The 25,215-nt window shown below is 39.5% G+C and carries 25 protein-coding genes and 3 pseudogenes; 21 read left to right on the forward strand and 7 right to left on the reverse strand.

What is annotated here, in order from left to right:
- The first annotated feature begins 98 nt into the window (after positions 1-98).
- From DX522_RS08660 to DX522_RS08690, 7 genes and pseudogenes are all read left to right on the forward strand, one after another.
- Positions 99-1,247: a bifunctional tRNA (adenosine(37)-C2)-methyltransferase TrmG/ribosomal RNA large subunit methyltransferase RlmN gene (locus tag DX522_RS08660; protein ID WP_049381580.1), complete on the forward strand. Its 1,149-nt coding sequence runs from the start codon at positions 99-101 to the stop codon at positions 1,245-1,247.
- A 69-nt stretch (positions 1,248-1,316) separates the two neighbouring features.
- A complete protein-coding gene (gene pilW, locus DX522_RS08665; RefSeq protein ID WP_049383322.1) occupies positions 1,317-1,859 on the forward strand; it encodes a type IV pilus biogenesis/stability protein PilW in 543 nt (180 codons plus the stop codon).
- A gap of 74 nt (positions 1,860-1,933) precedes the next feature.
- On the forward strand, positions 1,934-2,929 hold the full coding sequence (locus tag DX522_RS08670) for a helix-turn-helix domain-containing protein (RefSeq protein ID WP_115180500.1): 996 nt from the start codon (positions 1,934-1,936) through the stop codon (positions 2,927-2,929).
- An 18-nt stretch (positions 2,930-2,947) separates the two neighbouring features.
- A complete protein-coding gene (gene ispG, locus DX522_RS08675; protein WP_049383318.1) occupies positions 2,948-4,054 on the forward strand; it encodes a flavodoxin-dependent (E)-4-hydroxy-3-methylbut-2-enyl-diphosphate synthase in 1,107 nt (368 codons plus the stop codon).
- A 9-nt stretch (positions 4,055-4,063) separates the two neighbouring features.
- Positions 4,064-5,334: pseudogene (gene hisS / locus DX522_RS08680) on the forward strand (histidine--tRNA ligase).
- An 18-nt stretch (positions 5,335-5,352) separates the two neighbouring features.
- Positions 5,353-5,967 carry a YfgM family protein gene (locus DX522_RS08685; RefSeq protein ID WP_115180502.1) on the forward strand — a complete coding sequence of 205 codons (615 nt, stop codon included), beginning with the start codon at positions 5,353-5,355 and terminating at the stop codon, positions 5,965-5,967.
- A gap of 51 nt (positions 5,968-6,018) precedes the next feature.
- The gene (locus DX522_RS08690) at positions 6,019-6,462 is read left to right on the forward strand and encodes a methyltransferase family protein (RefSeq protein WP_115180503.1); all 444 of its coding nucleotides are present in this window, start codon (positions 6,019-6,021) and stop codon (positions 6,460-6,462) included.
- Positions 6,463-6,517: 55 nt separating this feature from the next.
- On the opposite strand, the gene sodA is transcribed toward DX522_RS08690, so the two are convergent.
- On the reverse strand, positions 6,518-7,165 hold the full coding sequence (gene sodA / locus DX522_RS08695; protein WP_115180504.1) for a superoxide dismutase [Mn]: 648 nt from the start codon (positions 7,163-7,165) through the stop codon (positions 6,518-6,520).
- Between the two features lie 283 nt (positions 7,166-7,448).
- Between sodA and ccmA the strand changes: the two genes are divergently transcribed.
- The 12 genes from ccmA (at position 7,449) to DX522_RS08755 (ending at position 15,571) form a co-directional block, all read left to right on the forward strand.
- Positions 7,449-8,090, forward strand: a complete 642-nt coding sequence (ccmA, locus tag DX522_RS08700; protein WP_115180505.1) for a cytochrome c biogenesis heme-transporting ATPase CcmA — start codon at positions 7,449-7,451, stop codon at positions 8,088-8,090.
- A 6-nt stretch (positions 8,091-8,096) separates the two neighbouring features.
- Positions 8,097-8,762, forward strand: coding sequence for a heme exporter protein CcmB (ccmB, locus tag DX522_RS08705; protein WP_115180506.1), 666 nt, complete (start codon positions 8,097-8,099; stop codon positions 8,760-8,762).
- A gap of 68 nt (positions 8,763-8,830) precedes the next feature.
- Entirely contained in the window at positions 8,831-9,571 is a 741-nt protein-coding gene (locus DX522_RS08710; protein ID WP_065243893.1) for a heme ABC transporter permease, read from the forward strand.
- A 29-nt stretch (positions 9,572-9,600) separates the two neighbouring features.
- Positions 9,601-9,804, forward strand: coding sequence for a heme exporter protein CcmD (gene ccmD / locus DX522_RS08715; RefSeq protein ID WP_075875723.1), 204 nt, complete (start codon positions 9,601-9,603; stop codon positions 9,802-9,804).
- On the forward strand, positions 9,801-10,331 hold the full coding sequence (ccmE, locus tag DX522_RS08720) for a cytochrome c maturation protein CcmE (protein ID WP_075875722.1): 531 nt from the start codon (positions 9,801-9,803) through the stop codon (positions 10,329-10,331). Before ccmD ends, ccmE begins: the two co-directional genes overlap by 4 nt.
- Positions 10,331-12,280: a heme lyase CcmF/NrfE family subunit gene (locus tag DX522_RS08725; RefSeq protein WP_115180507.1), complete on the forward strand. Its 1,950-nt coding sequence runs from the start codon at positions 10,331-10,333 to the stop codon at positions 12,278-12,280. The genes ccmE and DX522_RS08725 overlap by 1 nt, the downstream gene beginning before the upstream one ends.
- 51 nt (positions 12,281-12,331) lie before the next feature.
- Complete coding sequence (locus tag DX522_RS08730) at positions 12,332-12,877, forward strand: DsbE family thiol:disulfide interchange protein (RefSeq protein ID WP_005698393.1); 546 nt, start codon at positions 12,332-12,334, stop codon at positions 12,875-12,877.
- A complete protein-coding gene (locus tag DX522_RS08735) occupies positions 12,877-13,341 on the forward strand; it encodes a cytochrome c-type biogenesis protein CcmH (protein WP_115180508.1) in 465 nt (154 codons plus the stop codon). The genes DX522_RS08730 and DX522_RS08735 overlap by 1 nt, the downstream gene beginning before the upstream one ends.
- Entirely contained in the window at positions 13,341-14,258 is a 918-nt protein-coding gene (gene ccmI / locus DX522_RS08740) for a c-type cytochrome biogenesis protein CcmI (RefSeq protein WP_115180509.1), read from the forward strand. Before DX522_RS08735 ends, ccmI begins: the two co-directional genes overlap by 1 nt.
- Entirely contained in the window at positions 14,258-14,656 is a 399-nt protein-coding gene (locus DX522_RS08745) for a VOC family protein (RefSeq protein WP_115180510.1), read from the forward strand. Before ccmI ends, DX522_RS08745 begins: the two co-directional genes overlap by 1 nt.
- A complete protein-coding gene (locus DX522_RS08750) occupies positions 14,631-15,269 on the forward strand; it encodes a hypothetical protein (protein ID WP_262054203.1) in 639 nt (212 codons plus the stop codon). The genes DX522_RS08745 and DX522_RS08750 overlap by 26 nt, the downstream gene beginning before the upstream one ends.
- Positions 15,270-15,274: 5 nt before the next feature.
- Positions 15,275-15,571: a hypothetical protein gene (locus tag DX522_RS08755; protein WP_070712744.1), complete on the forward strand. Its 297-nt coding sequence runs from the start codon at positions 15,275-15,277 to the stop codon at positions 15,569-15,571.
- A gap of 58 nt (positions 15,572-15,629) precedes the next feature.
- Here DX522_RS08755 and hda read toward each other — a convergent pair whose 3' ends face one another.
- The 6 genes and pseudogenes from hda to ffh all read right to left on the reverse strand — a co-directional run bounded on the left by hda (position 15,630) and on the right by ffh (position 22,907).
- A complete protein-coding gene (hda, locus tag DX522_RS08760; protein ID WP_115180511.1) occupies positions 15,630-16,325 on the reverse strand; it encodes a DnaA regulatory inactivator Hda in 696 nt (231 codons plus the stop codon).
- A 70-nt stretch (positions 16,326-16,395) separates the two neighbouring features.
- Positions 16,396-17,642: pseudogene (locus DX522_RS08765) on the reverse strand (nucleobase:cation symporter-2 family protein).
- Positions 17,643-17,762: 120 nt separating this feature from the next.
- Complete coding sequence (upp, locus tag DX522_RS08770) at positions 17,763-18,389, reverse strand: uracil phosphoribosyltransferase (RefSeq protein WP_005695610.1); 627 nt, start codon at positions 18,387-18,389, stop codon at positions 17,763-17,765.
- 121 nt (positions 18,390-18,510) lie between these two features.
- Complete coding sequence (locus DX522_RS08775) at positions 18,511-18,849, reverse strand: hypothetical protein (RefSeq protein ID WP_115180512.1); 339 nt, start codon at positions 18,847-18,849, stop codon at positions 18,511-18,513.
- Between the two features lie 182 nt (positions 18,850-19,031).
- Positions 19,032-21,274 (reverse strand): annotated as a pseudogene (locus DX522_RS08780) (nitric-oxide reductase large subunit).
- A 241-nt stretch (positions 21,275-21,515) separates the two neighbouring features.
- Positions 21,516-22,907 carry a signal recognition particle protein gene (gene ffh / locus DX522_RS08785; protein WP_075916204.1) on the reverse strand — a complete coding sequence of 464 codons (1,392 nt, stop codon included), beginning with the start codon at positions 22,905-22,907 and terminating at the stop codon, positions 21,516-21,518.
- Between the two features lie 139 nt (positions 22,908-23,046).
- Here ffh and DX522_RS08790 point away from each other — a divergent pair, with 139 nt between their 5' ends.
- Positions 23,047-23,832 (forward strand): inner membrane protein YpjD, encoded by a 786-nt coding sequence (locus DX522_RS08790; RefSeq protein ID WP_075916206.1) that lies wholly within the window; start codon positions 23,047-23,049, stop codon positions 23,830-23,832.
- A gap of 78 nt (positions 23,833-23,910) precedes the next feature.
- Positions 23,911-25,179: an HlyC/CorC family transporter gene (locus tag DX522_RS08795; protein WP_115180513.1), complete on the forward strand. Its 1,269-nt coding sequence runs from the start codon at positions 23,911-23,913 to the stop codon at positions 25,177-25,179.
- Positions 25,180-25,215 lie beyond the last annotated feature (36 nt).

Raw genomic sequence — 25,215 nt, forward strand, 5'->3', positions numbered from 1 at the left:
GGTAAATCTGTAAAATCTCGGCTCATTTTTAATATGCGAATTTTTTGTTGCTCAATTATGAGTAACATCATCGCCGTAATGTGTAATAACGAGGCTTTATGTTAGAACAACCCCTTTCATCCGAAACGAATACAAAAAAGATTAACTTAATGGATTTAACGCGTCAGCAGATGCGTGAGTTTTTTGCTGAATTAGGCGAGAAACCATTTCGTGCGGATCAATTAGTGAAATGGATTTATCATTTTGGCGAAGATAACTTCGACAATATGACCAATATTAATAAAAAATTACGAGAAAAATTAAAAGCGGTCGCTGAAATTAAAGCGCCTGAAGTCGCGGTTGAGCAACGCTCTGCAGATGGCACCATTAAATGGGCGATGCAGGTAGGTGAACAGCAAGTTGAAACGGTCTATATTCCTGAGGCGGATCGCGCAACACTTTGTGTCTCTTCTCAAGTAGGCTGTGCGTTAGCTTGTACTTTTTGTTCGACAGCACAGCAAGGCTTTAACCGTAATTTAACGGTGTCTGAAATTATTGGGCAGGTTTGGCGTGCATCAAAAATTATCGGTAATTTTGGTGTGACGGGTGTTCGTCCGATTACCAATGTGGTGATGATGGGCATGGGTGAGCCATTACTAAATGTGGCCAATGTTGTACCCGCGATGGAAATTATGCTGGATGATTTCGCGTATGGGTTATCTAAAAGACGCGTGACGTTATCCACTTCTGGTGTCGTGCCAGCACTTGATATGCTGCGCGATAAGATTGATGTGGCATTAGCGATTTCACTTCACGCACCGAACGATGAGTTGCGCGATGAAATTATGCCGATCAATAAAAAATATAACATCAAAATGTTGATGGATTCGGTGCATAGATACTTAGAAGTATCAAATGCTAACCATGGTAAAGTGACTATTGAATATGTGTTATTAGATCATGTGAATGATGGCACAGAGCATGCGCATCAATTAGCCAAAGTATTAAAAAATACCCCATGTAAAATTAATTTGATCCCATGGAACCCATTCCCAGAAGCGCCTTATGGTAAAAGCTCAAATAGCCGTGTCGATCGTTTCCAAAAAACATTAATGGAATACGGCTTTACGGTGATTGTGCGCAAAACCCGTGGTGATGATATTGATGCGGCTTGTGGTCAGTTGGCGGGCGATGTAATCGACCGAACCAAACGTACAGCAATGAAACGTAAGTTTGGCGAAGGTATTGACGTAAAAGCGGTTAACTAAGCTAAATATAGCAATACTTGTAAAGGGAAAATGGCCCGAGGAAGAGTGATAAGATAGAGGAGTGATAAGATGAAATTAATCCCGATTAACATTCTAAGTGCGGTCATTTTTCCTTTTGTTTTTTCTGCTTGCGTCTCTCAGTCTTCTGTTGATTTTAATAAACAACAAGCAGCAAAAGCGCGCGTTGAATTGGCATTAGGTTATCTGCAACAAGAGGATTTTGTTCAAGCAAAACTGAATTTAGATAAAGCCCTTGAGCATGATGACCGCTATTACCTTGTGCACTCAGCACTTGCGCATTTTTATCAATTACAAGGCGATACGGAAAAAGCGAAGCAAGCTTATTTACAGGCGATTAAGTTAGACGATAAGCAAGGGGATGTGTATAACAACTTTGGTGCATTTCTATGTGGGCAAGGTGAGTTTGAACAAGCTTATTCACAATTTAATGCAGCACTTGCAGCACCGAATTATTATCATCAAGCCGATACTTACGAAAACATAGCACTTTGTGCTTTTGCCGGAAAACAAACCGATGTTTATCAACAAGCGTTGGAGAAATTGCGCCAAGTTGATCCTTCTAGAGCGGAAAAGCTCTGTTCACTCAAATAATCATTGCCAAAAGCCCCTTTCGACTTTAGAATTTAGCATTTAGTTTTTTGTTGCTATTTCTTCATTTTATACCTATGAATACAATCCTTGAACAAACCGAAAAAACAGATATCTCCTTTGGGGATAAACTTCGTCAAGCTCGCGAAGCATTAAATCTATCTTTAGAAGATGCTGCAAAGGCAATTTCTTTACGCCCAAGTATTTTGGAACAATTAGAAAATAATGAATTTGTCCAAAAAAATGTGCCATCAACCTTTATGAAAGGGTATGTGCGTAGTTATACGAAATTTTTACGTATTCCTGAAAGCGAATGGGTGCATTTGACCTTTGGTGAGGCATATAAAAACGATTTAGGTAAAAATGCACGTGTGACGCGTTCAGTAAACCAATACTCTTCTCATAGTCGCTGGGTCGGCACACTTACAACCATTATCTTACTCACGGTAGTTGGAATGACAGGCTTATGGTGGTGGCAAAATTATCAAAAATCAAACGAAGAACGTGATAATTTAGTGCAAACCTACGTTGAAAAAGAAAAAACAGTCGCGGCAAATAGCCAGTCTGCTACGTCAAATAATGAAACTGCGCCAGTAGCGGAAGCAATAAATAATGCCGCTGTTGAATCTGTGGTTTCAAAGACTCAAGAGAATCAAGCTCAAACAGTAAACGCGGAAGTTTCAAGCTCAGCAACTTCAGCACCTACTGTTGAACAAGCTCAAGCATCTGTTGTGGGACAAACGTTACCTAACACAGAACCAACAACAGAACCAACCGTACCAGATGCGCAAAGTGCAGTTGAAAAACCCGCTATTTCTGAAGCACCAACTACAGTGAAAGGTGATCTCGTTATTGAGATTACCAAAAATTCAAGCTGGATTAGTGTGAAAGACCAAAACCGTAAAGTATTAGCGCAAAAAGAATATAAACAAGGTGAAACCTTAACCTTTAATGGTGACGAATACGCCTTGATTATCGGTGCGCCGGGTAACGTTCGCATTACTTATAAAGGCAAAGCGTATCCGCTTACCGTTGATGGCCGAGTGGCTAAATTTAAATTACCAAAACCTTAACGAATAATTTACGAAAGAATGTCAGCAGTAAAACCTACTATCAAGCGTCGTGAATCGACAAAAATTTATGTGGGCAATGTACCAATCGGTGGTGATGCACCAATTGCCGTACAATCCATGACAAATACTCGCACAACTGATATTGAAGCGACCGTTGCGCAGATTAAATCATTGGAACGTGTCGGCGCAGATATTGTGCGTGTTTCTGTACCAACTATGGATGCCGCCGAAGCCTTTAAAATCATTAAACAGCAAGTGAATGTGCCATTAGTGGCGGATATTCATTTTGACTATCGTATTGCGTTAAAAGTGGCTGAATATGGGGTGGATTGTTTACGTATTAATCCAGGCAATATCGGTCGTGAAGATCGTATTCGAGCAGTAGTTGATTGCGCACGCGATAAAAATATCCCTATCCGTATAGGTGTTAATGCTGGCTCATTAGAAAAAGATATTCAAGAGAAATTTGGTGAACCAACACCAGAGGCCTTATTAGAATCAGCCTTACGCCATGTTGAGATCTTGGATCGTTTAAACTTTGATCAATTTAAAGTGAGCGTAAAAGCATCCGATGTCTTCCTTGCAGTGGAATCTTACCGTTTATTGGCGAAAGCCATTAAACAACCATTGCATTTAGGCATTACGGAAGCGGGCGGTGCACGTGCAGGAGCAGTGAAATCTGCAATTGGTTTAGGTATGTTGTTAGCGGAAGGTATTGGTGATACCTTGCGTGTCTCTTTAGCCGCCGATCCTGTAGAAGAAATCAAAGTTGGTTTTGATATTTTGAAATCGTTACGTATTCGTTCTCGCGGGATTAACTTTATTGCTTGCCCAACCTGCTCTCGTCAAGAGTTTGATGTGATTGGAACCGTTAATGCGTTAGAACAACGTTTAGAAGATATTATCACCCCAATGGATGTGTCTATTATTGGTTGTGTGGTGAATGGCCCGGGTGAAGCATTGGTGTCAGACCTAGGTGTTACCGGTGGTAATAAGAAAAGTGGCTATTATTTAGATGGCGAGCGTCAAAAAGAACGTTTTGATAACGACGCGATTATTGACCAATTAGAAGCAAAAATTCGTGCCAAAGTTGCACAACAAGATCCAAAAAATCGAATTATTTAAGGAAAACTCGTGGCAAAAAATATTCAAGCAATTCGTGGATGAATGACTGTTCCCCAACTGAATCTCCACTTTGGCAATGGATTGAAGGGCAGGTTCGCCAAATTTTAAGCAGCTATGGCTATTCAGAAGTGCGTATGCCAATCGTGGAAAGCACACCATTATTTGCTCGTGCAATCGGTGAAGTCACAGATGTTGTCTCAAAAGAAATGTATACATTCTGGGATAATGATGAACAATTAACACTTCGCCCAGAAGGTACGGCAGGATGTGTGCGTGCTGCGATTGAGCACGGTTGGATTTACAACAATGAACAACGTTTATGGTATATGGGACCGATGTTCCGCCATGAACGTCCACAAAAAGGTCGTTACCGTCAATTCCACCAAGCAGGTGTAGAAGTATTTGGTATCGCAACCCCTGAAATTGATGCTGAGTTAATTATTTTAACGGCACGTTTGTGGAAAGCGTTAGGTATTGATCAACATGTCTCTCTTCAATTAAATTCGATTGGTTCATTAGAAGCACGAGCAAACTATCGTTCTGCATTAGTAGCCTTCTTAGAAAATCACCAAGATTTAATGAGCGAAGAAGAGAAAGAACGTCTTGTAAAAAATCCATTACGTATTTTGGATACTAAAAATCAAGCATTACAAGATGTATTGGACGGCGCACCAAAATTATTGGATTATTTAGACGATGAAAGTCGCGAGCATTTTGCGCAGTTATGCGGTCTATTAGATGCGGTTGGTATTCAATATGAAATTAATCCAAAATTGGTTCGTGGTTTAGATTATTATAATAAAACTGTATTTGAATGGGTGACATCAGCATTAGGTGCGCAAGGTACTGTATGTGGTGGTGGACGCTATGACGGCTTAGTTGAACAACTTGGTGGTCACGCAACCAGTGGTGTTGGTTTCGCAATGGGCTTAGAGCGTTTAGTGCTACTCGTTCAAGAAGTGAATAAATCGATTCCGGTAAAAAGTGCGGTAGATATTTACGTTGTTTATCAAGGTGAAGGCACAACATTGGCCGCATTTCAACTAGCGGAAAAACTTCGCTCAGAATTACCGCACTTAAGCACCATGTTGCATTGCAGCGGCGGTAACTTTAAAAAACAATTTAAACGCGCAGATAAGTCTGGTGCGACTCTAGCCCTTGTACTTGGCGAAAGTGAAGTGCAAAATAATCAAGTTGTGGTAAAACACTTACTTGGCGCAGAAGAGCAGCAAACCATTGATGTGGATAATTTGATTGAACACGTGAAAGCCCAATTTTAATTTTAGAAGGATAGGAAAATGGCGTATACCATTGAAGAAGAACAAGAACTGAACCAGTTAAAAGAATGGTGGAAAGACAATGGCAAAACTATTATTGCCGCTTTTATTCTTGGTGTAGGCGGGATGTTGGGTTGGCGTTATTGGCAGTCTTATCAAGCCAATCAAATTATACAAGCGTCTGCTGAATATGATGCGTTAGTTTATACAGCAAACAAAGATGCTGCAGCGCAACAAGCTAAAGTAGCTGAATTTGTGAAAGCGCATGATAAAACCAGCTATGCGGTATTTAGCTTATTAGATGAAGCAAAAGGTTTCGTTGCAAAACAAGATTACGCCTCTGCTGAAAATAGCTTGAAACAAGCAATTGCTCAATCACAAGATGATATCTTAACTTCTCTTGCTGCGCTTCGTTTGTCTGCAGTGCAATTCCAACAAGGTCAATTTGATGCAGCATTAGCAAGTCTAAATCAAGTGAAAAGCCAAGGCTTCAGTGCGCGTAAAGATCTTTTAGCGGGCGATATTCAAGTCGCAAAAGGCGATGTGAATGGTGCTAAAGCAAGCTTTGAGAATGCACAAAAAAGCGGTAACCCGTTAGAAAAACAAATGGCGCAGATGAAATTAAATAATCTGTAATATTTTAATTAGCCCGAATTTCTCGGGCTTTTTTATTGGATTTTTGATCTTATGATTCAGAAACCTATTGTGCCGCCACCCGTCATTTTTATTGGCTGTGCACTTATCATGGCATATTTGCCTAATCCTTACCCGCTCGAAATCAATGTATTAGCAGTTTATTTGATTATATCGGTTTCTTCTGCTATCGCTTTTTTTAGCCTTTGGCAATTCTATAAAAGTAAAGCGAATATCAATCCTATTCACTTAGAAAAAAGTAATGTGTTTGTGGTAAATGGTATTTATCGTTTTAGCCGTAACCCAATGTATTTAAGTTTAGCAGGCTTGTTAGTGGCATGGGCGCTTTATTTACAAAGTGCGGTCAGTTTTCTAGGTGTTTTTCTGTTTATTTATCTCATCACACAATGGCAAATAAAACCTGAAGAATACTGGCTAGAGAAGAAGTTTGGTGAGTCTTATTTAGCTTATAAGAAAAAAGTCAGACGTTGGATTTAACTAATAAAAAAATCGCCTAAAAATAGGCGATTTTTTTATATATTTTGAGAAGCGATTATTTAGCTGCACATCCGCAATCTGCTAATTTTTTAGCAAAACGCTCTGCAACAAAATCCCAGTTTACGACGTTCCAGAATTCTTTGATGTAGTCTGGACGACGGTTTTGGAATTTCAAGTAGTAAGCGTGCTCCCAAACGTCTAAACCTAAAAGAGGGAAACCTTCACAACCTGCGATTTCTTTACCCATTAACGGAGAATCTTGGTTTGCGGTAGAAACAACAGATAATTTACCTTGGTTGATCACTAACCATGCCCAACCAGAACCAAAACGAGTCGCTGCAGCTTTTTCAAATTCAGCTTTGAAGTTTTCTACAGAACCGAAATCACGTTCGATAGCTGCTTTTAAATCACCCTGTAAAGTGGTGCCTTTTTTCAATGATTTCCAGAATAAGCTGTGGTTTGCGTGACCGCCTGCGTTATTACGTAATGCTGTACGTTTTTCAGCTGGGATTTTGTCTAATTGGCTGATTAATTGACCTGAGCACATTTCAGAAAATTCAGCAGGTAAAGTTTCTAACACCGCGTTTGCATTGTTTACATAGGCTTGGTGGTGTTTAGAGTGGTGAATTTCCATTGTTTGTGCATCAAAATGTGGTTCTAACGCATCATAAGCGTAACCTAATTCAGGTAGAGTATAAGACATAATATGTTCCTTTTTTAAATGAAGTTAAGGTAATGTTTTTGATAAAACAACATCAAAAAGTAGTTAAATGGTAGCAGAAAATTTGATTTAGATCAGTAAATCTTTTAATTATTTGATTATCCGATGAATAGACTAGAAAAGCTTAATTTGTTTTAAATCAATAAACACACCAATCTACTTCTAAATAGTTATACCTTTTAGCCCTTAAAATCTCGTCAAAATTCCCCCTTGTGGTAGAATACCTGCTGATTTTTCACAAGATTTTATTTTTAAGGATGAGATTATGTTTCCTGCTCATCAACTTCAATTAGAACAATTAGCGTGCCAGCGTGGCGATCGTGTGTTGTTCACTGATCTTTCACTGCAATTTCAAAGCGGTGATTTCGTGCAAATTGAAGGGCACAATGGTATCGGCAAAACAAGTTTATTACGGATTTTAGCCGGCCTTGCACAGCCTGTAGAAGGTAAAGTGCGGTGGAATTCAGACGAGATTACAAAACAACGTGAAGAATACCATCATCAACTGCTTTATCTCGGCCACCATTCTGGCGTAAAGCCTGAATTAACGGCATGGGAAAATTTAAAATTTTATCAGCAGATTAGTCAAAGCAAACAAGGCACCGATATTTTATGGGATGTGTTGGAAACAGTGGGCTTACTTGGTCGAGAAGATTTACCGGCAGCTCAACTTTCAGCAGGTCAGCAAAAGCGCATTGCCTTAGCGAGATTATGGATCTCTGAAGCGCCACTTTGGATTTTGGATGAACCTTTTACAGCAATAGACAAAAAAGGGGTTGAAGTTTTGACCGCACTTTTTGAAAATCATGCTAAAAAAGGTGGAATGGTGATTTTAACAAGCCACCAAGAAGTGCCAAGTACGTTATTGAACAAAATCAATCTCGCTGATTATAAATATAACTGTTAGATTTTTATGATATTTTTACAGATTATAAAGCGTGAGCTGAAGATTGCGACCCGTAAACAAGCGGAAATATTGAACCCGCTTTGGTTCTTTTTAATCGTGATTACGCTGTTTCCATTGGTGATTGGGCCGGATCCTAAACTCCTTTCTCGCATTGCACCAGGGGTTGCTTGGGTGGCGGCATTGCTTTCTGCGTTGCTGTCTTTTGAGCGCTTATTCCGAGATGACTTTATTGATGGCTCTTTAGAACAATTGATGCTCACGGCTCAACCTTTAGCGCTAACGGCACTCGCAAAAGTTGTTGCACACTGGCTATTAACTGGTTTGCCGTTGATTTTACTTTCACCTATTGCGGCTTTATTGCTTTCGTTGGAAGTGAATATTTGGTGGGCGCTGGTGGTCACCTTGTTAGTGGGAACACCAATTTTAAGCTGCATTGGCGCGATTGGCGTGGCATTGACGGTAGGATTACGTAAAGGTGGAGTATTGCTGAGTTTACTTGTGGTACCATTATTCATTCCGGTTTTAATTTTTGCCTCAGCAATTTTAGATGCCGCTGCGTTAAATCTCCCTTATGGCGGACAGCTTGCTATTTTAGGTGCAATTTTGGCTAGCGCGATGACCTTATCGCCTTTCGCTATTGCAGCGGCACTACGAATTAGTTTAGATAATTAATCACTATTACGGTGAAAGTGCGGTCAGATTTTTAACTGTTTTTTATTTTTTGGAATTAAGGATCTTTTATGTGGAAGTGGTTACATCCTTACGCAAAACATGAAACCCAATATCATTTATGTGGCAAATTAAGCCCATTTTTTGGTGTGATTGCGGTTTTATTATTGGCTGTTGGCATCGTGTGGGGCTTAGCTTATGCACCGGCTGATTATCAGCAAGGCAATAGTTTCCGAATTATGTATGTGCATGTGCCAGCGGCGATTTGGTCAATGGGCGTATATGGCTCGATGGCGATTGCTGCGATTATTGCGTTAGTTTGGCAAATTAAAGCTGCACATCTTTCTATGGTTGCCATGGCGCCAATTGGTGCGATGTTTACCTTTATCGCGCTAGTCACAGGCGCAATTTGGGGTAAACCAATGTGGGGAACCTGGTGGGTGTGGGATGCGCGTTTAACCGCAGAACTCATTCTTTTCTTCTTATATATCGGTGTATTAGCCCTTTATTCTGCATTTTCTGATCGTGCGGTGGGTGCAAAATCAGCGGGCATCTTGTGTATTGTAGGCGTAGTGAATTTACCAATCATTCACTTTTCCGTAGAGTGGTGGAATACTTTACATCAAGGGGCAAGTATCACGAAGTTTGAAAAACCTTCGATTGCAACGCCAATGTTAATTCCACTGATTTTATGTATTTTTGGATTTTTATTTTTATCCATTTGGTTTACGCTCGTGCGTTATCGCGTTGAATTGCTAAAAGAAGACAGCAAACGTCCATGGGTAAAAGAGTTAGCAAGTAAGCTAAAATAGTTTTTCATTTTTATTTTAGGGAGCGGAAAATGTTTTTCCAAAGTTGGAGTGATTTTATCAATATGGGAGGCTACGGTTTTTATGTGTGGCTTTCCTACGGCATTAGCCTTGTGGCAATGAGCATTTTGGCGATACAAAGCGTCAAGGGGCGTAAAGCGGTGTTAAAAGAAGTGTTACGCGAGCAACAACGTGAAGCCCGTTTAAACCAAGCAAATAAAGGAAATACCCTATGAATCCAAGACGTAAATCAAGACTCTCTATCATTATATTTGTGATTTTAGGTATTTCGATTGCAACAGGTTTGGTGCTTTATGCGCTTCGCCAAAATATTGATTTGTTTTATACACCTTCGGAAGTCTTAGAAGGGAAAGATGGAAATCCTGATCAAAAACCTGAAGTGGGCCAACGTATTCGTGTTGGTGGCATGGTAGTCGAAGGTTCTGTTAGTCGAGATCCAAAAAGTCTCAAAGTTCGCTTTGATGTGAATGATATTGGTCCATCAATTACAGTAGAGTACGAAGGTATTCTGCCGGATCTTTTCCGTGAAGGGCAAGGTATCGTTGCGCAAGGTGTACTAAAAGAACCAACCTTATTAGAAGCAACAGAAGTGCTTGCTAAGCATGATGAAAACTATGTGCCGCCAGAATTAGGTGAGAAAATGCAGAAAATGCATAAACCAATGGGGGCAGAATTAAAAGGCGAGAGTGAAGCTGATCGTCGTTATAAAGAAACCCAGCAAAAATCGCAAGAAGGTCGCTAATGATTGCTGAATTAGGAAATTATGCGCTTGCTTTAAGCCTTGCCGTTTCATTCTTTTTAGCTATTTTCCCATTATGGGGGGCTGAAAAAGGTCATTCTCAACTTATGTCATTGGCTCGTCCAATGACTTATGGTTTATTTTTTACTTTAACCATTGCGTTTGCTGCATTGTTTTACCTCTTTGCTGTCAATGATTTTAGTGTGCAATATGTGGTGAATAATTCTAACAGTAGCTTACCGATTTATTATCGTTTATCTGCCGTTTGGGGTTCACATGAGGGCTCATTATTACTTTGGATTTGGTTATTAACACTTTGGGGCGCAGCCGTAGCCTTATTTAGCAAACACTTGCCACAAGAAGCCGTAGCTCGTGTGTTAGGTATTATGGGGATTATTAGTATCGGCTTTTTACTCTTCGTCTTATTTACCTCAAATCCATTTACACGTACATTCCCTGATTTCCCAGTAGATGGCAGAGAACTCAACCCGATGTTGCAAGATGTGGGCTTGATTTTCCATCCTCCATTGCTTTATATGGGATATGTTGGTTTTTCTGTGGCTTTTGCCTTTGCGATTGCCTCATTAATGACAGGGAAATTAGACTCCGCTTGGGCAAGATGGTCTCGCCCTTGGACGATGGCAGCTTGGGTCTTTTTAACACTCGGAATCGTGCTCGGTTCTTGGTGGGCCTATTATGAGCTAGGCTGGGGTGGCTGGTGGTTCTGGGATCCTGTAGAAAACTCCTCTTTAATGCCTTGGCTTGCAGGAACCGCATTAATCCACTCTTTATCGGTGACTGAAAAACGTGGCTCTTTTAAAGCTTGGACTGTGCTTTTAGCAATCCTTGCTTTCTCACTTTGCTTACTGGGTACGTTCTTAGTTCGTTCCGGTATCTTAGTATCAGTACATGCCTTTGCTTCAGATCCTACACGTGGTTTATATATTCTTGCTTATTTGGTTGTGGTAATTGGTGGTTCTTTAACCTTGTACGCTTACAAAGGCAACCAAATTCGTTCGCGTGATAATGCAGAACGCTATTCTCGCGAAACCTTATTGTTATTAAATAACATCCTATTAATGACCGCACTTTGTGTGGTGTTCTTAGGAACGTTATTGCCATTAGTTCACAAACAATTAGGTTTGGGCTCTATTTCGATCGGAGCGCCGTTCTTTGATCAAATGTTCCTGATTATTATGACCCCATTTGCCTTATTACTAGGTATTGGGCCATTGGTTAAATGGCGTCGTGATCAGTTCTCTGAAATTCGTACACCGGTTGTAGTGAGTGTGATTGTGATGGCGATTGCAGGCTTTGCCTTACCATATTTCCTACACAATAAACTCACTGTTAGTGCGGTGCTTGGTACTATGATGTCTGTCATTATTGTATTACTGAGCCTCTACGAAATGAAACAACGTGCAACACACCGTGAATCTTTCTTTAAAGGTGTTACCAAGCTTTCCCGTTCCCATTGGGGGATGATTTTGGCTCACCTTGGTGTAGCCATGACAGTTTGGGGAATAGCCTTTAGCCAAAACTTCAGTGTGGAACGTGATGTGCGAATGGCTGTTGGTGATACAGTGCAGATTGCTAATTATGACTTTAAATTTGCTGGCGTGAGTGATGCAAATGGGCCTAACTATATGGGCGGTCAAGCACAAATTGATATTTCAAAAGAGGGTAAAACGGAAGCAACATTATTTGCCGAAAAACGTTTTTATACCGTCAGTAAAATGCCAATGACGGAAGCGGCAATTAATTGGGGCTTTACTCGCGATCTGTATGTTGCTTTGGGCGAAAAGATAGATGATAACTCATGGGCGCTACGCCTTTACTATAAACCTTTTATCCGTTGGATTTGGATTGGCGGATTGTTTATGGCATTAGGTGGATTGCTCTGTATGTTTGACCGTCGTTATCGTTTTAGTCGATTAGTTAAACAGTCTTAATTGTAATAAGGGGTCATTGCCCCTAGAAATAGATGTGAAATTGATAGTGTTATGAATAAAAAACTACTTATCCCACTTATTGTTTTTCTTGCGGTAGCTGCAGCTTTTTTAGTTCAGTTAGGACGCAATGCGCAAGGTGATGATCCCAAAGCGTTAGAATCAGCTCTCGTGGGTAAACCAGTGCCACAGAAAACATTAACGGATTTATTGGAAAATAAAACCTACGGTAATGAAATTTTCCAACAAGGTAAACCGATTCTCTTAAATGTGTGGGCAACTTGGTGTCCAACTTGTTATGCTGAGCATCAATACTTGAATCAATTGGCTAAACAAGGCGTAACAATCATTGGTATCGACTATAAAGATGAATCACCAAAAGCTGTAAAATGGCTAAAAGATTTAGGCAATCCTTATAGTCTTGTGCTTAAAGATGAAAAAGGTTCTTTTGCATTAGATTTGGGGGTTTATGGTGCACCGGAAACATTTATCGTTGATGGTAAAGGCGTGATTCATTATCGCTTAGCCGGTGATGTGAATGAACGCGTTTGGAATGAAACTTTAAAACCGATTTATGACAAACTCGCGGAGAAACCATAATGAAAAAATCATGGCTTTTTTTAACCGCACTTTGTGTGAGTATCTCAGTGACTGCCTCTATTGATGCACTAAATTTTGCCTCGCCAGAGCAGGAAAAGGATTATCATCAATTAACGCAAGAGCTTCGTTGCCCTCAATGTCAAAATAACAATATAGCCGATTCGAATGCAACTATTGCTGTAGATATGCGTGGCAAAGTATTTGAATTGTTGCAAGAAGGCAAGAAACGAAGTGAAGTCGTCGATTATATGATTCAACGTTATGGCAATTTTGTGACCTATGATCCACCAATGACGACGTCAACAATCGTATTATGGATTGCCCCAATTTTGTTAGTGTTGATTGGCATTTTATTTGTATTTAAACGTAAATCAAAAAAAACAAGTACGGTTAATTCTGACGCGATTTTAGATGATGAAGAGAATGCGCGTTTATCGGTTTTACTCAAAGAAAAGGATAAATAATGAATTTTGCATTAAGTATTATTGCGCTCACTTTAGTCGTAGCATTGATTTGTTTTTATCCATTGTTGCGTTCTGTTAAAGCGAAAGAAGATAAAAAACGTGATGAGTTAAATAAAGCATTGTATTTTTCTCGCTTAAAAGAGATTGAGCAAGATAATCAGCAAGGTTTAGTTGAGAATGTTGAACAACTCAAACAAGAGCTACAGAAAACATTATTGGAAGATATTCCTCAACAAGAAACACAAGCCATCGATAAAAATGCCAAAAATTACGGTAAGTTGTGGTTTGTTTCTGGTTTATTAGGTTTGGCCATTATTGCATCGGGAGCTTATTTCCCTCTGGGATCTTGGAAAGCCGAGGATATGATGGAAAAAACATTGGCAAAATTACCTTACTTCTTTGAACGAATCAAAGAAGAAGACACAAACCCAATGACGGATGCAGAAATGCGGCAATTTTCGACCGCTCTTCGTTTGGATTTACAAAAAACTCCAAAGGATGCTAAAAAATGGTGGTTGTTAGGTCAGGTAGGAATGAATTTAGGTAATGGAAAATTAGCCTTTGATAGCTACCAACAAGCGAATAAACTTGAGCCGGATAATTTAGATTATAAGCTTTCTTATGCACGTATGTTAATGTCTTCTGAAGATCAAACGGATAAACTGAAAGGTAATCAGCTTTTACGTGAGATTATTCGTCAAGACCATTCTAATCCTGAAGCCTTAAGTTTACTGGCTTTCAGCTATTTTGAAGGTGAGGATTATAAAATGGCAGCAGTAACCTGGGCAATGATGTTACGTTTATTGGAGCCGGATGATCCTCGGGTGCCAATGCTTGAGAAGAGCATTCGTGCTGCACGTGATGCCCTTGCTTTACAGGAAGAAGAAAAAGCAAAAAGTGTCACACCGGAGAAATAATGAAATCTCAATTATTAGGTTTTCACCATATTGCAATTATTGCTTCGAACTATGCACGTTCGAAGCATTTTTATATAGATATTTTAGGGACTAAAAAGCTAAATGAAACTTATCGGGCAGAACGAGATAGTTATAAATTAGATTTAAGTTTTCCTGATGGGAGTCAAATAGAGCTATTTTCTTTCCCAAATCCGCCTCAAAGAGTAACCAACCCCGAAGCTTGTGGTTTGCGACATTTAGCATTTAAAGTCGAAAATATTGATGAATATGTCGCTTATCTTTTGGAAAATAGTATTAATTGTGAACCAATTAGAGTTGATGAATTAACAGGAATGAAGTACACTTTCTTCAGAGACCCAGATTATTTACCTATTGAATTATACGAAAATAATTATTAACGTAGAAAATCAAATTATTATGAGTCATATTAAGAAAAAAATTGGGATTTACTCTTTTTGTGTTTTAGCATCATCAGTTGTTTTAGCCGAAGGTAGTAGTGTTGTATATGCAACCAAAATGACAACTCCTGAAAATCATGTCGCTGTGAATATTTCTGAGAGCAACGTGACAGAGACGGTAAAATATATTGATGGAAAGGCGAAGAGAAGTTTAGATCCTACATCTGAAAAAGATATGGCAGAGTTGGCCAATAGTGTTGAGTTTGAAGTATATAAATTTAACGAGAGTGCTTCTTCAAAAACAACTTTTCTTTCACCAGCCGGGATCTGTAGTGGGTTTAAGAGTGATGATGGAGTAGATGTAACAAACTCAAGCAGCTATTATATTAAGCCTAATGATGCAAGTGAATATTATGGCAGCGTTTTAGGAGCGACAATTTATAAAAAAGGTGAAACGAAAAATTCACAGTATGTTCCTGTTTATGCAATAAAGAATGCCAATGTTGCAAAATACATTGAAAAAAATGAAGATCTAAACGTTAGAAAAAAAGCTAATGAGCGGATTAAAGAAGGCAGAGAAACACTTAATAAAGAGGTTTGTAATAAAAGGTAAAATTTATGAAAAAATTAATCTCTATTGCGGCATTAGCTGTTTTGACAGCTTGTACCGCACCTCAAGAAGCTTCTAGCATTGGTAATGGAGCAGCAGTGTATGATATGAACGCAGTGCAGGATTATAATACTCGAGTAATAAGTGGTAACACTGTTACTGCTCGAGAAAAAGCGAGAGTCGCACAAAGAGATAGTGTTCCAAATGAAGTGAATGCAAGCGATCATCGTCCAAAATCAACTGGCTATTCTCGCTATCCTGTAGCGATTATGCCTGCATTTGGTTATTGCCATCACTGCTGGTAATTAAATGACTAAAAAAATTAACCGCACTTGAAAAAGTGCGGTTAATTTTTTTATCTGTTTATAAGCCTAAAATAGATTTCACAAAAGGAATGGTCAGATTTCGTTTAGCTTGCAATGAGGCTTTATCGAGTTGAACTAACGCCTCTTTTAATGTCGCCATATCTCGATCTAAACGAGTAAATATAAAATTGGCAGTCTCATCTGAAAGCATAATGCCTCGCTGATGGGCATTTTGTTTCAATACAGCGAGTATTTGTTCATCGCTGAGTGGAATCAATTGATAACTTTCTCCCCATTTTAAGCGAGAAGCAAGATCTGGTAATTTAACGGGGAGAGCAGTTGGAGATTGAACTGCACTGACAACCAATAAGGTTTTACCATTAGCTTTAATACGATTAAAGAGATCAAATAAGGCTATTTCCCATTCTGAATTTCCAATAACCGCTTGCAAATCATCCAGGCAAATCAATTCTTGCTGTTCTAAATTTTCAAAAACAGCCGTGGAGAAATATTGTGATTTGCTCAATGGAACATAAATCGCACTACGTTGTTGCTGAATATATTCATTACAGAGTGCGCGTAGAAGATGAGTTTTTCCGACGCTTTGGTTTCCCCAAAGGTAGAAAAATTGTTGCTGTAAATCAGTCATATTTTGACGCAAAGAATTGAGCAATAATGCATTATTATCGCTATAAAAATTCTCAAGCGTTTCATCATCAATTTGATGAATAGGTAAAGAAAGTTGCTGATTCACGGATTAACGAGTTGATTTAAAATAAAAAGAAAGGGCTAAATTTTCATTTAACCCTTTTGTTTGGGAAGTTTTATTCTACTTCATTTTTTGCTTTTGGCAAAATCAAGTTCAGTACAATCGCGACGATAGCACAAAGACTGATACCTTTTAGGGAAACAGCATCGCCGACGTTGACAAACATATTACCTATCCCGAAAGTCATCACCACAGAAATAATGCAAAGATTACGAGGTTCGGTTACATCCACTTTACCTTTAATTAAGGTGCTCATCCCGACAACGGCAATTGAACCGAATACCAACATCATAATCCCCCCATTACGATGGTCGGGATAGTAGAAAGGAATGCACCTACTTTACCACAGAAGGAAATTGCAATTGCCCATATCGCTGCCCAAGTCATAATATTGGGATTAAAGTTGCGAGTTAGCATTACAGCACCCGTTACTTCAGCATAAGTGGTATTTGGTGGACCACCTACTAATGACGCTGCAGCCGTTGCGACACCATCGCCTAATAAGGTGCGGTGTAAACCTGGTTTTTTAAGAAAATCTTTACCTGTTACAGAACTGATTGCCATAATACCGCCAACGTGTTCAACGGCTGGTGCGATAGCAATGGGTAGCATATAAAGAATGGCTTCTAAATTAAATTCTGGTTTAGTTAATTGGGGTAATTCAAACCATTTTGCGTCTAAAACAGGTTGGAAGTTAATTAAGCCTAGGAATAGACAAACCACATAGCCAGCAACGATACCAAACATAATTGGAATCAGTTTCATCATACCTTTAGCAAATACCGCAACAGAAAGGGTAGTGACTAAAGTAATCATAGAAACCAATACAGAGTGCTCATAGCTATATGCACTGTTTTTACCTAATGCCATATCCACAGCAACGGGGGCAAGCCCCATACCAATAATGATAATTACGGGACCAACAACAACAGGCGGGAAGATGCGCTCAAGTGCAGCACTACCGCGTAATTTTACTAAGGTTGATAGTGCGAAATAGACTAAGCCTGCACAAGCAAGTCCACCCATTGTGGTTGGGATGCCCCAAGTTTGTACGCCATATTGAATAGGCGCAATAAAGGCAAAAGAGGAGGCCAAGAAAATAGGGACTTGTTTACCAGTACAAAGTTGGAAAAGTAGTGTACCGATACCCGCGGTAAGAAGAGCTGTATTAGAATTTAACCCAGTGATTAAAGGAACTAATACTAAGGCGCCAAAGGCCACAAATAACATTTGTAAACCGACAAACGCTTGTTTGCCCATGCTTTGCACCTCAACAGGTGCGGTTGTAGTTTGATTACTCATTTAGTTTCAACTCTCGGTTTGAATTAACTGAAAGTGCGGTCGGTTTTAATGCTTTTTTAGCTTTTGTGTTTTCACGCACGGAAAAAAGACGGCTATAAATGCCGTCTTATTAAAAGGGAATTATTTCGTCCCAAAAATCTTATCGCCAGCATCACCCAAGCCAGGGATGATGTAGCCTTGTTCATTTAAGTGATCATCAATCGATGCGCAATAAAGTTCGATATCTGGATGTGCTTTTTCTAATGCTTTGATCCCTTCAGGCGCCGCGACTAATACTAATACTTTGATGTGTTGGCAACCTTTTGCTTTTAATAAATCAATTGTGGAGATCATTGAACCACCGGTTGCGAGCATTGGATCCACAACGATAGCTAAACGTTCTTCTAAATCGCTCGCGAGTTTTTGGAAATAAGGAACGGGTTCAAGGGTTTCTTCATTACGATAAATCCCAACCACACTGATACGAGCACTTGGAACATGTTCTAATACACCATCCATCATGCCTAGACCAGCACGTAAAATTGGTACAACAGTAACTTTTTTACCTTTGATACGTTCGATTTCAACTGGGCCATTCCAACCTTCGATAATCACTTTTTCTGTTTCAAGATCGGCAGTGGCTTCATAGGTAAGTAAGCTACCCACTTCAGTTGCAAGCTCACGGAATTTTTTGGTATCAATATCAGCTTCGCGCATCACGCCTAATTTATGTTTAACAAGCGGATGTTTAACTTCAACGAGTTTCATCTTTTTTATCCCTTTTAAAAAACAAATCGAAGAATTCTATATCAGAAATATTGAATTTCCTAGTGTTTTTATTATGACAGTTCGGTATAAAAACAATGATAAAATTGATCGCACTTTGCTATTAAATACATCCACCACAGCTCCCACAGCGCCAATCTTCCTTATTCACCGCTTTATAGAATGCTCGTATGGTTTCTTCTTCTAAAGGGATATTGTGCTCGATAAAAACATCAGAAAGCCAATCGATGTTTTCCACAATCCAATCATCTTCCATTAAGCCTTCTCGGTAAAGTTCATCTTCGGGATCCATGAAATTATAAATATTATTTGTTCCCATATCTTTATCTCGACGTTCAATTGGCAGTACCACAGGTAAACCGAGATAAGTAATGTCCCAATGACCTAGACATAGCGTATTGCCTTTTGATGACCAACTCGCATTGAATGGATTGTCACTCATGTTGAAATGTTATAAAAAAAGTTGAAGGTATGGAGAGTATAGATCTAAAGACAAATTTAATCATACTTAAAAGAAGGTAAATGGTTTGATGGAGATCAAAGTGCGGTCAGAAAATTTAACGGATTTTTCACAAATAAAAAGCGGCCAGTTACTTAGCCGCTTTTGTATGATAATAAACCTAGTTAAGCTGTTTTTTTCGGTTTGAAGAAAATCATCGTAAAGATTTGCCAGAAGAAGGCTAGTGCACCGAAGATGAATACCACATCACCACCTAAACGAACCCAACGTAAGGTATCGAATAATGGTTGTTGCATAAATTCTTCACTACGTGCATACCATAAACCTTCAGAGATACTTGCATATCCTTGGATAACACCGATAGGTAGTAAGCTTGATATGATCATGAGTACTAAACCGCCGTTTAATAACCAGAAGCCCCATTTCATTAACTTATCGTTAAATGGCGTATCTGGACGTAAATAACGAGCGATTAAGAATACGAAGCCTAATGCTAAGAAACCATACACACCGAATAATGCAGCGTGCGCGTGAACGGCAGTCGTGTTCAAGCCTTGAACATAGTAGAGTGAAATTGGTGGGTTGATTAAGAAACCAAATACACCTGCACCTAACATATTCCAGAATGCGACGGCTACGAAGCAGTAAAGAGGCCATTTTAAACGGTCCATCCAAGGTGTTTTTTGTTGCATCGCCCAGTGTTCCCAAGCTTCATGACCTAATAACACTAATGGAACCACTTCAAGCGCAGAGAATGATGCACCTACTGCGATAATTGGTGTGGTTGCGCCAGCGAAGTATAGGTGGTGGAATGTACCAGGAATACCGCCGATTAAGAATAATGCCGCTTCAGTAATGGTTGCCACAGTCGCAGTACGACGTGAAACTAAACCTAAACTTACGAAGATGAATGAAAGCGCTGCTACAGAGAATACTTCGAAGAAGCCTTCTACCCATAGGTGAACTACCCACCAGCGCCAATATTCCATCACAGAAATGTGAGTGTGTTCACCATAGAATAATGCTGGACCATAGAATAAACCGATCGCAATTACTGAGGCGAAGAATAATGCCAATAAGTTTTTATCACCAGGTTGTTTGAATGCGTTCACTGTACCGCGGAGCATTAAGACTAACCAGAATAAGATGCCTGCGAATTTCACTGCTTGCCAGAAACGACCTAAGTCAATGAATTCATAGCCTTGGTGGCCGAACATGAAGCTCCATTCTTCAGGGAGAATATGAGCAATTGCTAAGTAGCTACCAGTGAATGAACCAATGACTAATACCACTAATGCCCAGTAGAGAACATCCACACCCAATTTTTGGAATTTCGGATCTTTACCGCCATTAATGATTGGTGCAAGGAATAAACCACCGGCTAAGAACGCCATTGCAATCCAGAATAAGGCAGCTTGAATATGCCATGTACGCACTAATGAATATGGGAAGTATTGAGAAATATCAATACCATAGAATTCCTGACCTTCAACCGTATAGTGTGCTACAACCGCACCTAATGTGACTTGCAATACGAAAAGAGCAAGCACAGTAAAGAGGTATTTACCTAACGCACGTTGAGAAGGAGTAAGTTGTAATTTTGTGAGTGGATCGAACTCAGGCATTGGTGGTTCTTTTTCATCTTCACGTTTTTTAAATGACCAAATCCATACCACAAAACCAATACCTGCAATGAGGAATACCACACTCGCAATAGACCAAATCACGTTTTCTGGTGTTGGTACGTTATTAATTAACGGTTCATGTGGCCAGTTATTGGTGTAACTTGCGTGAGTGTTTGGACGTTCAGCTGATGCAGTCCATGCTGTCCAGAAGAAGAATTTAGCTAAGTCTTTACGAGCTTGTAAATCAGGAAGAGTATTATCCTTCATCGCAAAGTGTTCACGAGTGACTTTAGTTGCAGGATCATCACCATATAAAGAAATGTAGTATTGTGCAGTTTTTTCTATTGCCGCTAAACGGGTGTTTGAAAGCACAACAGTACCGTTTTCAACTTTGCTACCACGATATTCTTTGGTTAAACGCGCTTTTAATAAAGTTTGTTGCTCATCATTTAAATCAGAGAAGTTTTTACCAAATTCTTGATTCGCTGTAATATCCAACCAGTTAGTTAATTCACGGTGAAGCCAATCTGCCGTCCAGTCAGGCGCTTGGTATGCACCATGCCCCAAATAGAACCTACTTGCATACCACCAGTGGTTTGCCAAGCGGTTTGACCATGTAAAATTTCATCGTGAGTAATCACTTTTTCACCTGATTCTGAAACATATTGTTGCGGAATTGGTGGTGCTTCACGATACACTTCGAACCCATAGTAACCGAGAATGGAGAATGCTCCAATTAATACGGCGACTAATAGGTACCAGAACTTTTTATACTGTCCCATTTTATCACTCCTAGATTATTAGAAAATATCACTTCCTGATGATTAAATGTCGTAGACAATCATCAGAGACTAGATTTTACGCCAAGTAAAATACTTGAGCAATTATATCGGCTATCGATTGATGAAAATATTACCAAAAACTGAGTAATTTAATCGGATAATAGGGGGTGCTAACTAAAAAGATAAAAAATGCGGCCAAAAACCTATTGATTTTTGACCGCACTTTATTTGAAGAGAGGGATTAACGTTTAAACATGCCGCCTAAACCGCCAAGGCCACCTAAGCCGCCTCCGCCCATTAAGCCTTGCATGCCGCGCATCATTTTCGCCATTCCGCCTTTGCGCATTTTTTTCATCATACGTTGCATTTCATCAAATTGTTTCAGCAACTTATTCACATCTTGCACTTGTGTTCCGGAACCTAATGCAATACGACGACGGCGAGATCCTTTAATAATATCTGGATTGGCGCGTTCTTTTAAGGTCATGGAATTAATGATGGCTTCCATTTTGATAAACATTTTGTCATCTACTTGATTTTTGACATGATCCGGTAAGTTTTTCGCACCCGGTAATTTTTCAAGCATCGACATCATACCGCCCATTTTTTTCATTTCACGGAGCTGTTCACGGAAATCGTCTAAGGTGAAATCATCACCTTTCTTGAATTTCTGTGCCATTTTTTCCGCTTTTTCACGATCCACTGAACGTTCTAGATCTTCGATAAGAGAAAGTACATCGCCCATGCCTAAAATACGCGACGCTACGCGATCAGGGTGGAATGGCTCAAGGGCTTCTGTTTTTTCGCCCACGCCAAGGAATTTAATCGGTTTGCCAGTGATTTGACGAATAGATAAAGCCGCACCGCCACGTGCATCACCGTCCACTTTGGTTAAGATAACCCCAGTAAGCGGCAAGGCTTCATTGAAGGCTTTTGCTGTATTTGCTGCGTCTTGACCGGTCATTGCATCAACGGTGAAGAGAGTCTCAATTGGATTTAATGTCGCATGAACTTGCTTGATTTCATCCATCATCTCACTATCAACGTGTAAGCGACCTGCCGTATCGACAATTAACACATCGTAGAATTTGAGTTTAGCGTCAGCAAGTGCCGCTTTGGCAATCTCTACCGGTTTTTGTTTGACATCTGATGGGAAAAAGTCCACGCCAACAGATTGTGCTAATGTTTCAAGCTGTTTGATCGCCGCAGGACGATATACGTCGGCAGAGACTACAAGCACTTTCTTTTTATGACGTTCACGTAAGAATTTTGCTAATTTACCCACGCTGGTGGTTTTCCCCGCACCTTGTAAACCTGCCATTAAAATAACTGCGGGTGGCTGTGTCGCCAAGTTTAAGCTCTCATTGGCTTCACCCATGGCTTTTTCGAGCTCACGTTGAACGATTTTTAAGAACTCTTGGCCAGGTGTTAAGCTTTTATTGACTTCTTCGCCTAACGAGCTTTCTTTTACTTTGGTGATAAATTCACGTACGACAGGTAAAGCAACATCAGCTTCTAATAACGCCATGCGTACTTCGCGTAGCGTTTCTTTAATATTATCTTCAGTTAAACGCCCTTTACCGCTAATGTTGCGTAGCGTTTTGGAAAGGCGATCCGATAAATTCTCAAACATTTTAAATCCTGTTTTTTCTTAAAAAATTGCCGTGATTATACCGAAATTTGGGCGTTTTTCATCATTTCAAATAAAATTATGGCGATCTAGAGAAAAGATCCGTTAAAATAAGAATAATTCCTAGTAAAGAGAAAGCATTATGTGGTTTGCCCTTTTTTCGATTATTTTTTACATTCTTAGTCTGTTATTGATCGTCCCGTTTTTGATGAACTCATCAGAAGGGAAGTTGAGTCAAAGCAAAATTCCATTTTTTCTGACCGCACTTGCCGCAATTATTCTGCATGCTGTTAGCACTTTCCCTTTGTTAGAGGATCTTGCTTCAGGACAAAGTTTTACGCTAATGGAAATCGCTTCCTTAATGAGTGTAATTATTGCCGCATTGGCGACGCTTTCAATGTTTCTCGTTTCCACAATGTGGTTTGTTTTACCGATTGTGTATGCGTTTTCAATCATTAGCTTGATCTTTGCGACGTTCTTATCAAGTCACATTATTCAAATGTTGAATCAGAACACATTGATGTTGTTCCATATTGGCTTGTCGCTGTTTACCTACGCTGTGTGTTTTATTGCAACGCTTTATGTGATTCAGTTAGTCTGGTTAGATCGCAATTTGAAAAAGCGTAAAATTCAATTTTCGCCAGCAATTCCACCATTGATGACAGTAGAACGTCATTTCTTCTGTTTATTTGCGATGGGAGAAGTTTTACTCACGCTGACTTTAATTTCGGGTACTTATCATGTGTTGCAAGCCGTGACCCTAGAAAATCTGCACAAAGCGATTTTTTCTTTCCTTGCTTGGATTAGTTTTGGTATTGCTTGTTTTGGTCACTGGCGATTAGGCTGGCGTGGAAAAAGGATGATTATTTACGCAATTTCGGGTATCATTCTGCTCACGATTGGCTATTTTGGTAGCCGTTTGATTTAGCAAGAATCAAAGAATAAGTAAAAAGTGCGGTAAAAATGACCGCACTTTTTGTTGATTAACAAACAAAAGGATTGACCCTTGGACAGTATCCCCCTTAGTACTTTATTTATTACACTCATTATTTGTTTAGTTTTATCAGCCTATTTTTCCGGCTCAGAAACTGGCTTACTCTCTCTCAATAAATATCGTCTTCGTTTTATGGCGGAACAAGGCAATAAAGGCGCGCAAAAAGCAGAAAAACTGCTCGAAAAGCCAGATACCTTGTTAAGTTTTATTCTGATCTTTAATAACCTTGTTAACATCAGCGCTTCAGCTATTGCAACCATGATTGGTATGCGTTTATATGGAGATGCGGGTGTGGCCATTGCAACAGGTTTGTTAACCTTTGTGATGCTTGTTTTTTCTGAAATTTTCCCTAAAACTGTCGCGGCAATGCACCCTGAAAAGGTGGGATTATTTTCAAGCCATATTTTGCTCTTGCTATTAAAAGTATTTTATCCATTAGTTTGGTTAATGAATCTTTTCACGAAGACATTAATGCGAATGGTGGGTTTAAAACCCGATATGCAAAAACAAGTGATTAGTCGTGAAGAACTTCGTAGTATTGTATCGGAAGCGGGAGAAGCCACGCCGGATGAACAACATCCACAAATGTTGCTTTCTATTTTAGATATGGAAACGGTGACAGTCGACGATATCATGGTGCCACGCAACGAAATTGCAGGAATTGATATTGATGACGATTGGAAAGCCATTATGCGCCAGCTTAATCATGCACCACATAATCGAATTGTGCTGTATAAAGGCAGCCTTGATGAGCAAGTTTTAGGTATTTTGCGTGTGCGTGAAGCGTTTCGTTTGTTATTAGAAAAAAATGAATTTACCAAAGAAACCTTATTACGTGCCGTCGATGAAGTGTACTTCATTCCAGAAGGGACACCACTAAAAACACAATTAGCGAATTTCCGTACGAAAAAAGAACGTATCGGTTTAGTGGTAGACGAATATGGTGACATTAAAGGATTAGTCACTCTTGAAGATATTTTAGAAGAAATTGTGGGTGATTTTACCACCTCTACAGCACCGACTATTGAACAAGAAGTGGTGCAGCAATCTGATGGTTCAATGATTATTGAGGGTTCGGCAAATCTTCGTGATTTGAATAAAATGTTTGGTTGGGAATTAGATACAGAAGATGCTCGCACCTTTAATGGTTTGATTCTTGAGCATCTTGAAGATATTCCTGATGAAGGAACAGTTTGCGAAATTGATGGCTTGCAAATTACGATTTTGGAAGTCAGCGATAATATGATTAAACAAGCAAAAGTGGAGAAGTTGGCGTCATAAATGCCAGATTTTCTGACCGCACTTTTAGCTTAAAAG

The organism is Haemophilus parainfluenzae (genome assembly GCF_900450995.1).
Taxonomy (GTDB): Bacteria; Pseudomonadota; Gammaproteobacteria; order Enterobacterales; family Pasteurellaceae; genus Haemophilus_D; species Haemophilus_D parainfluenzae_O.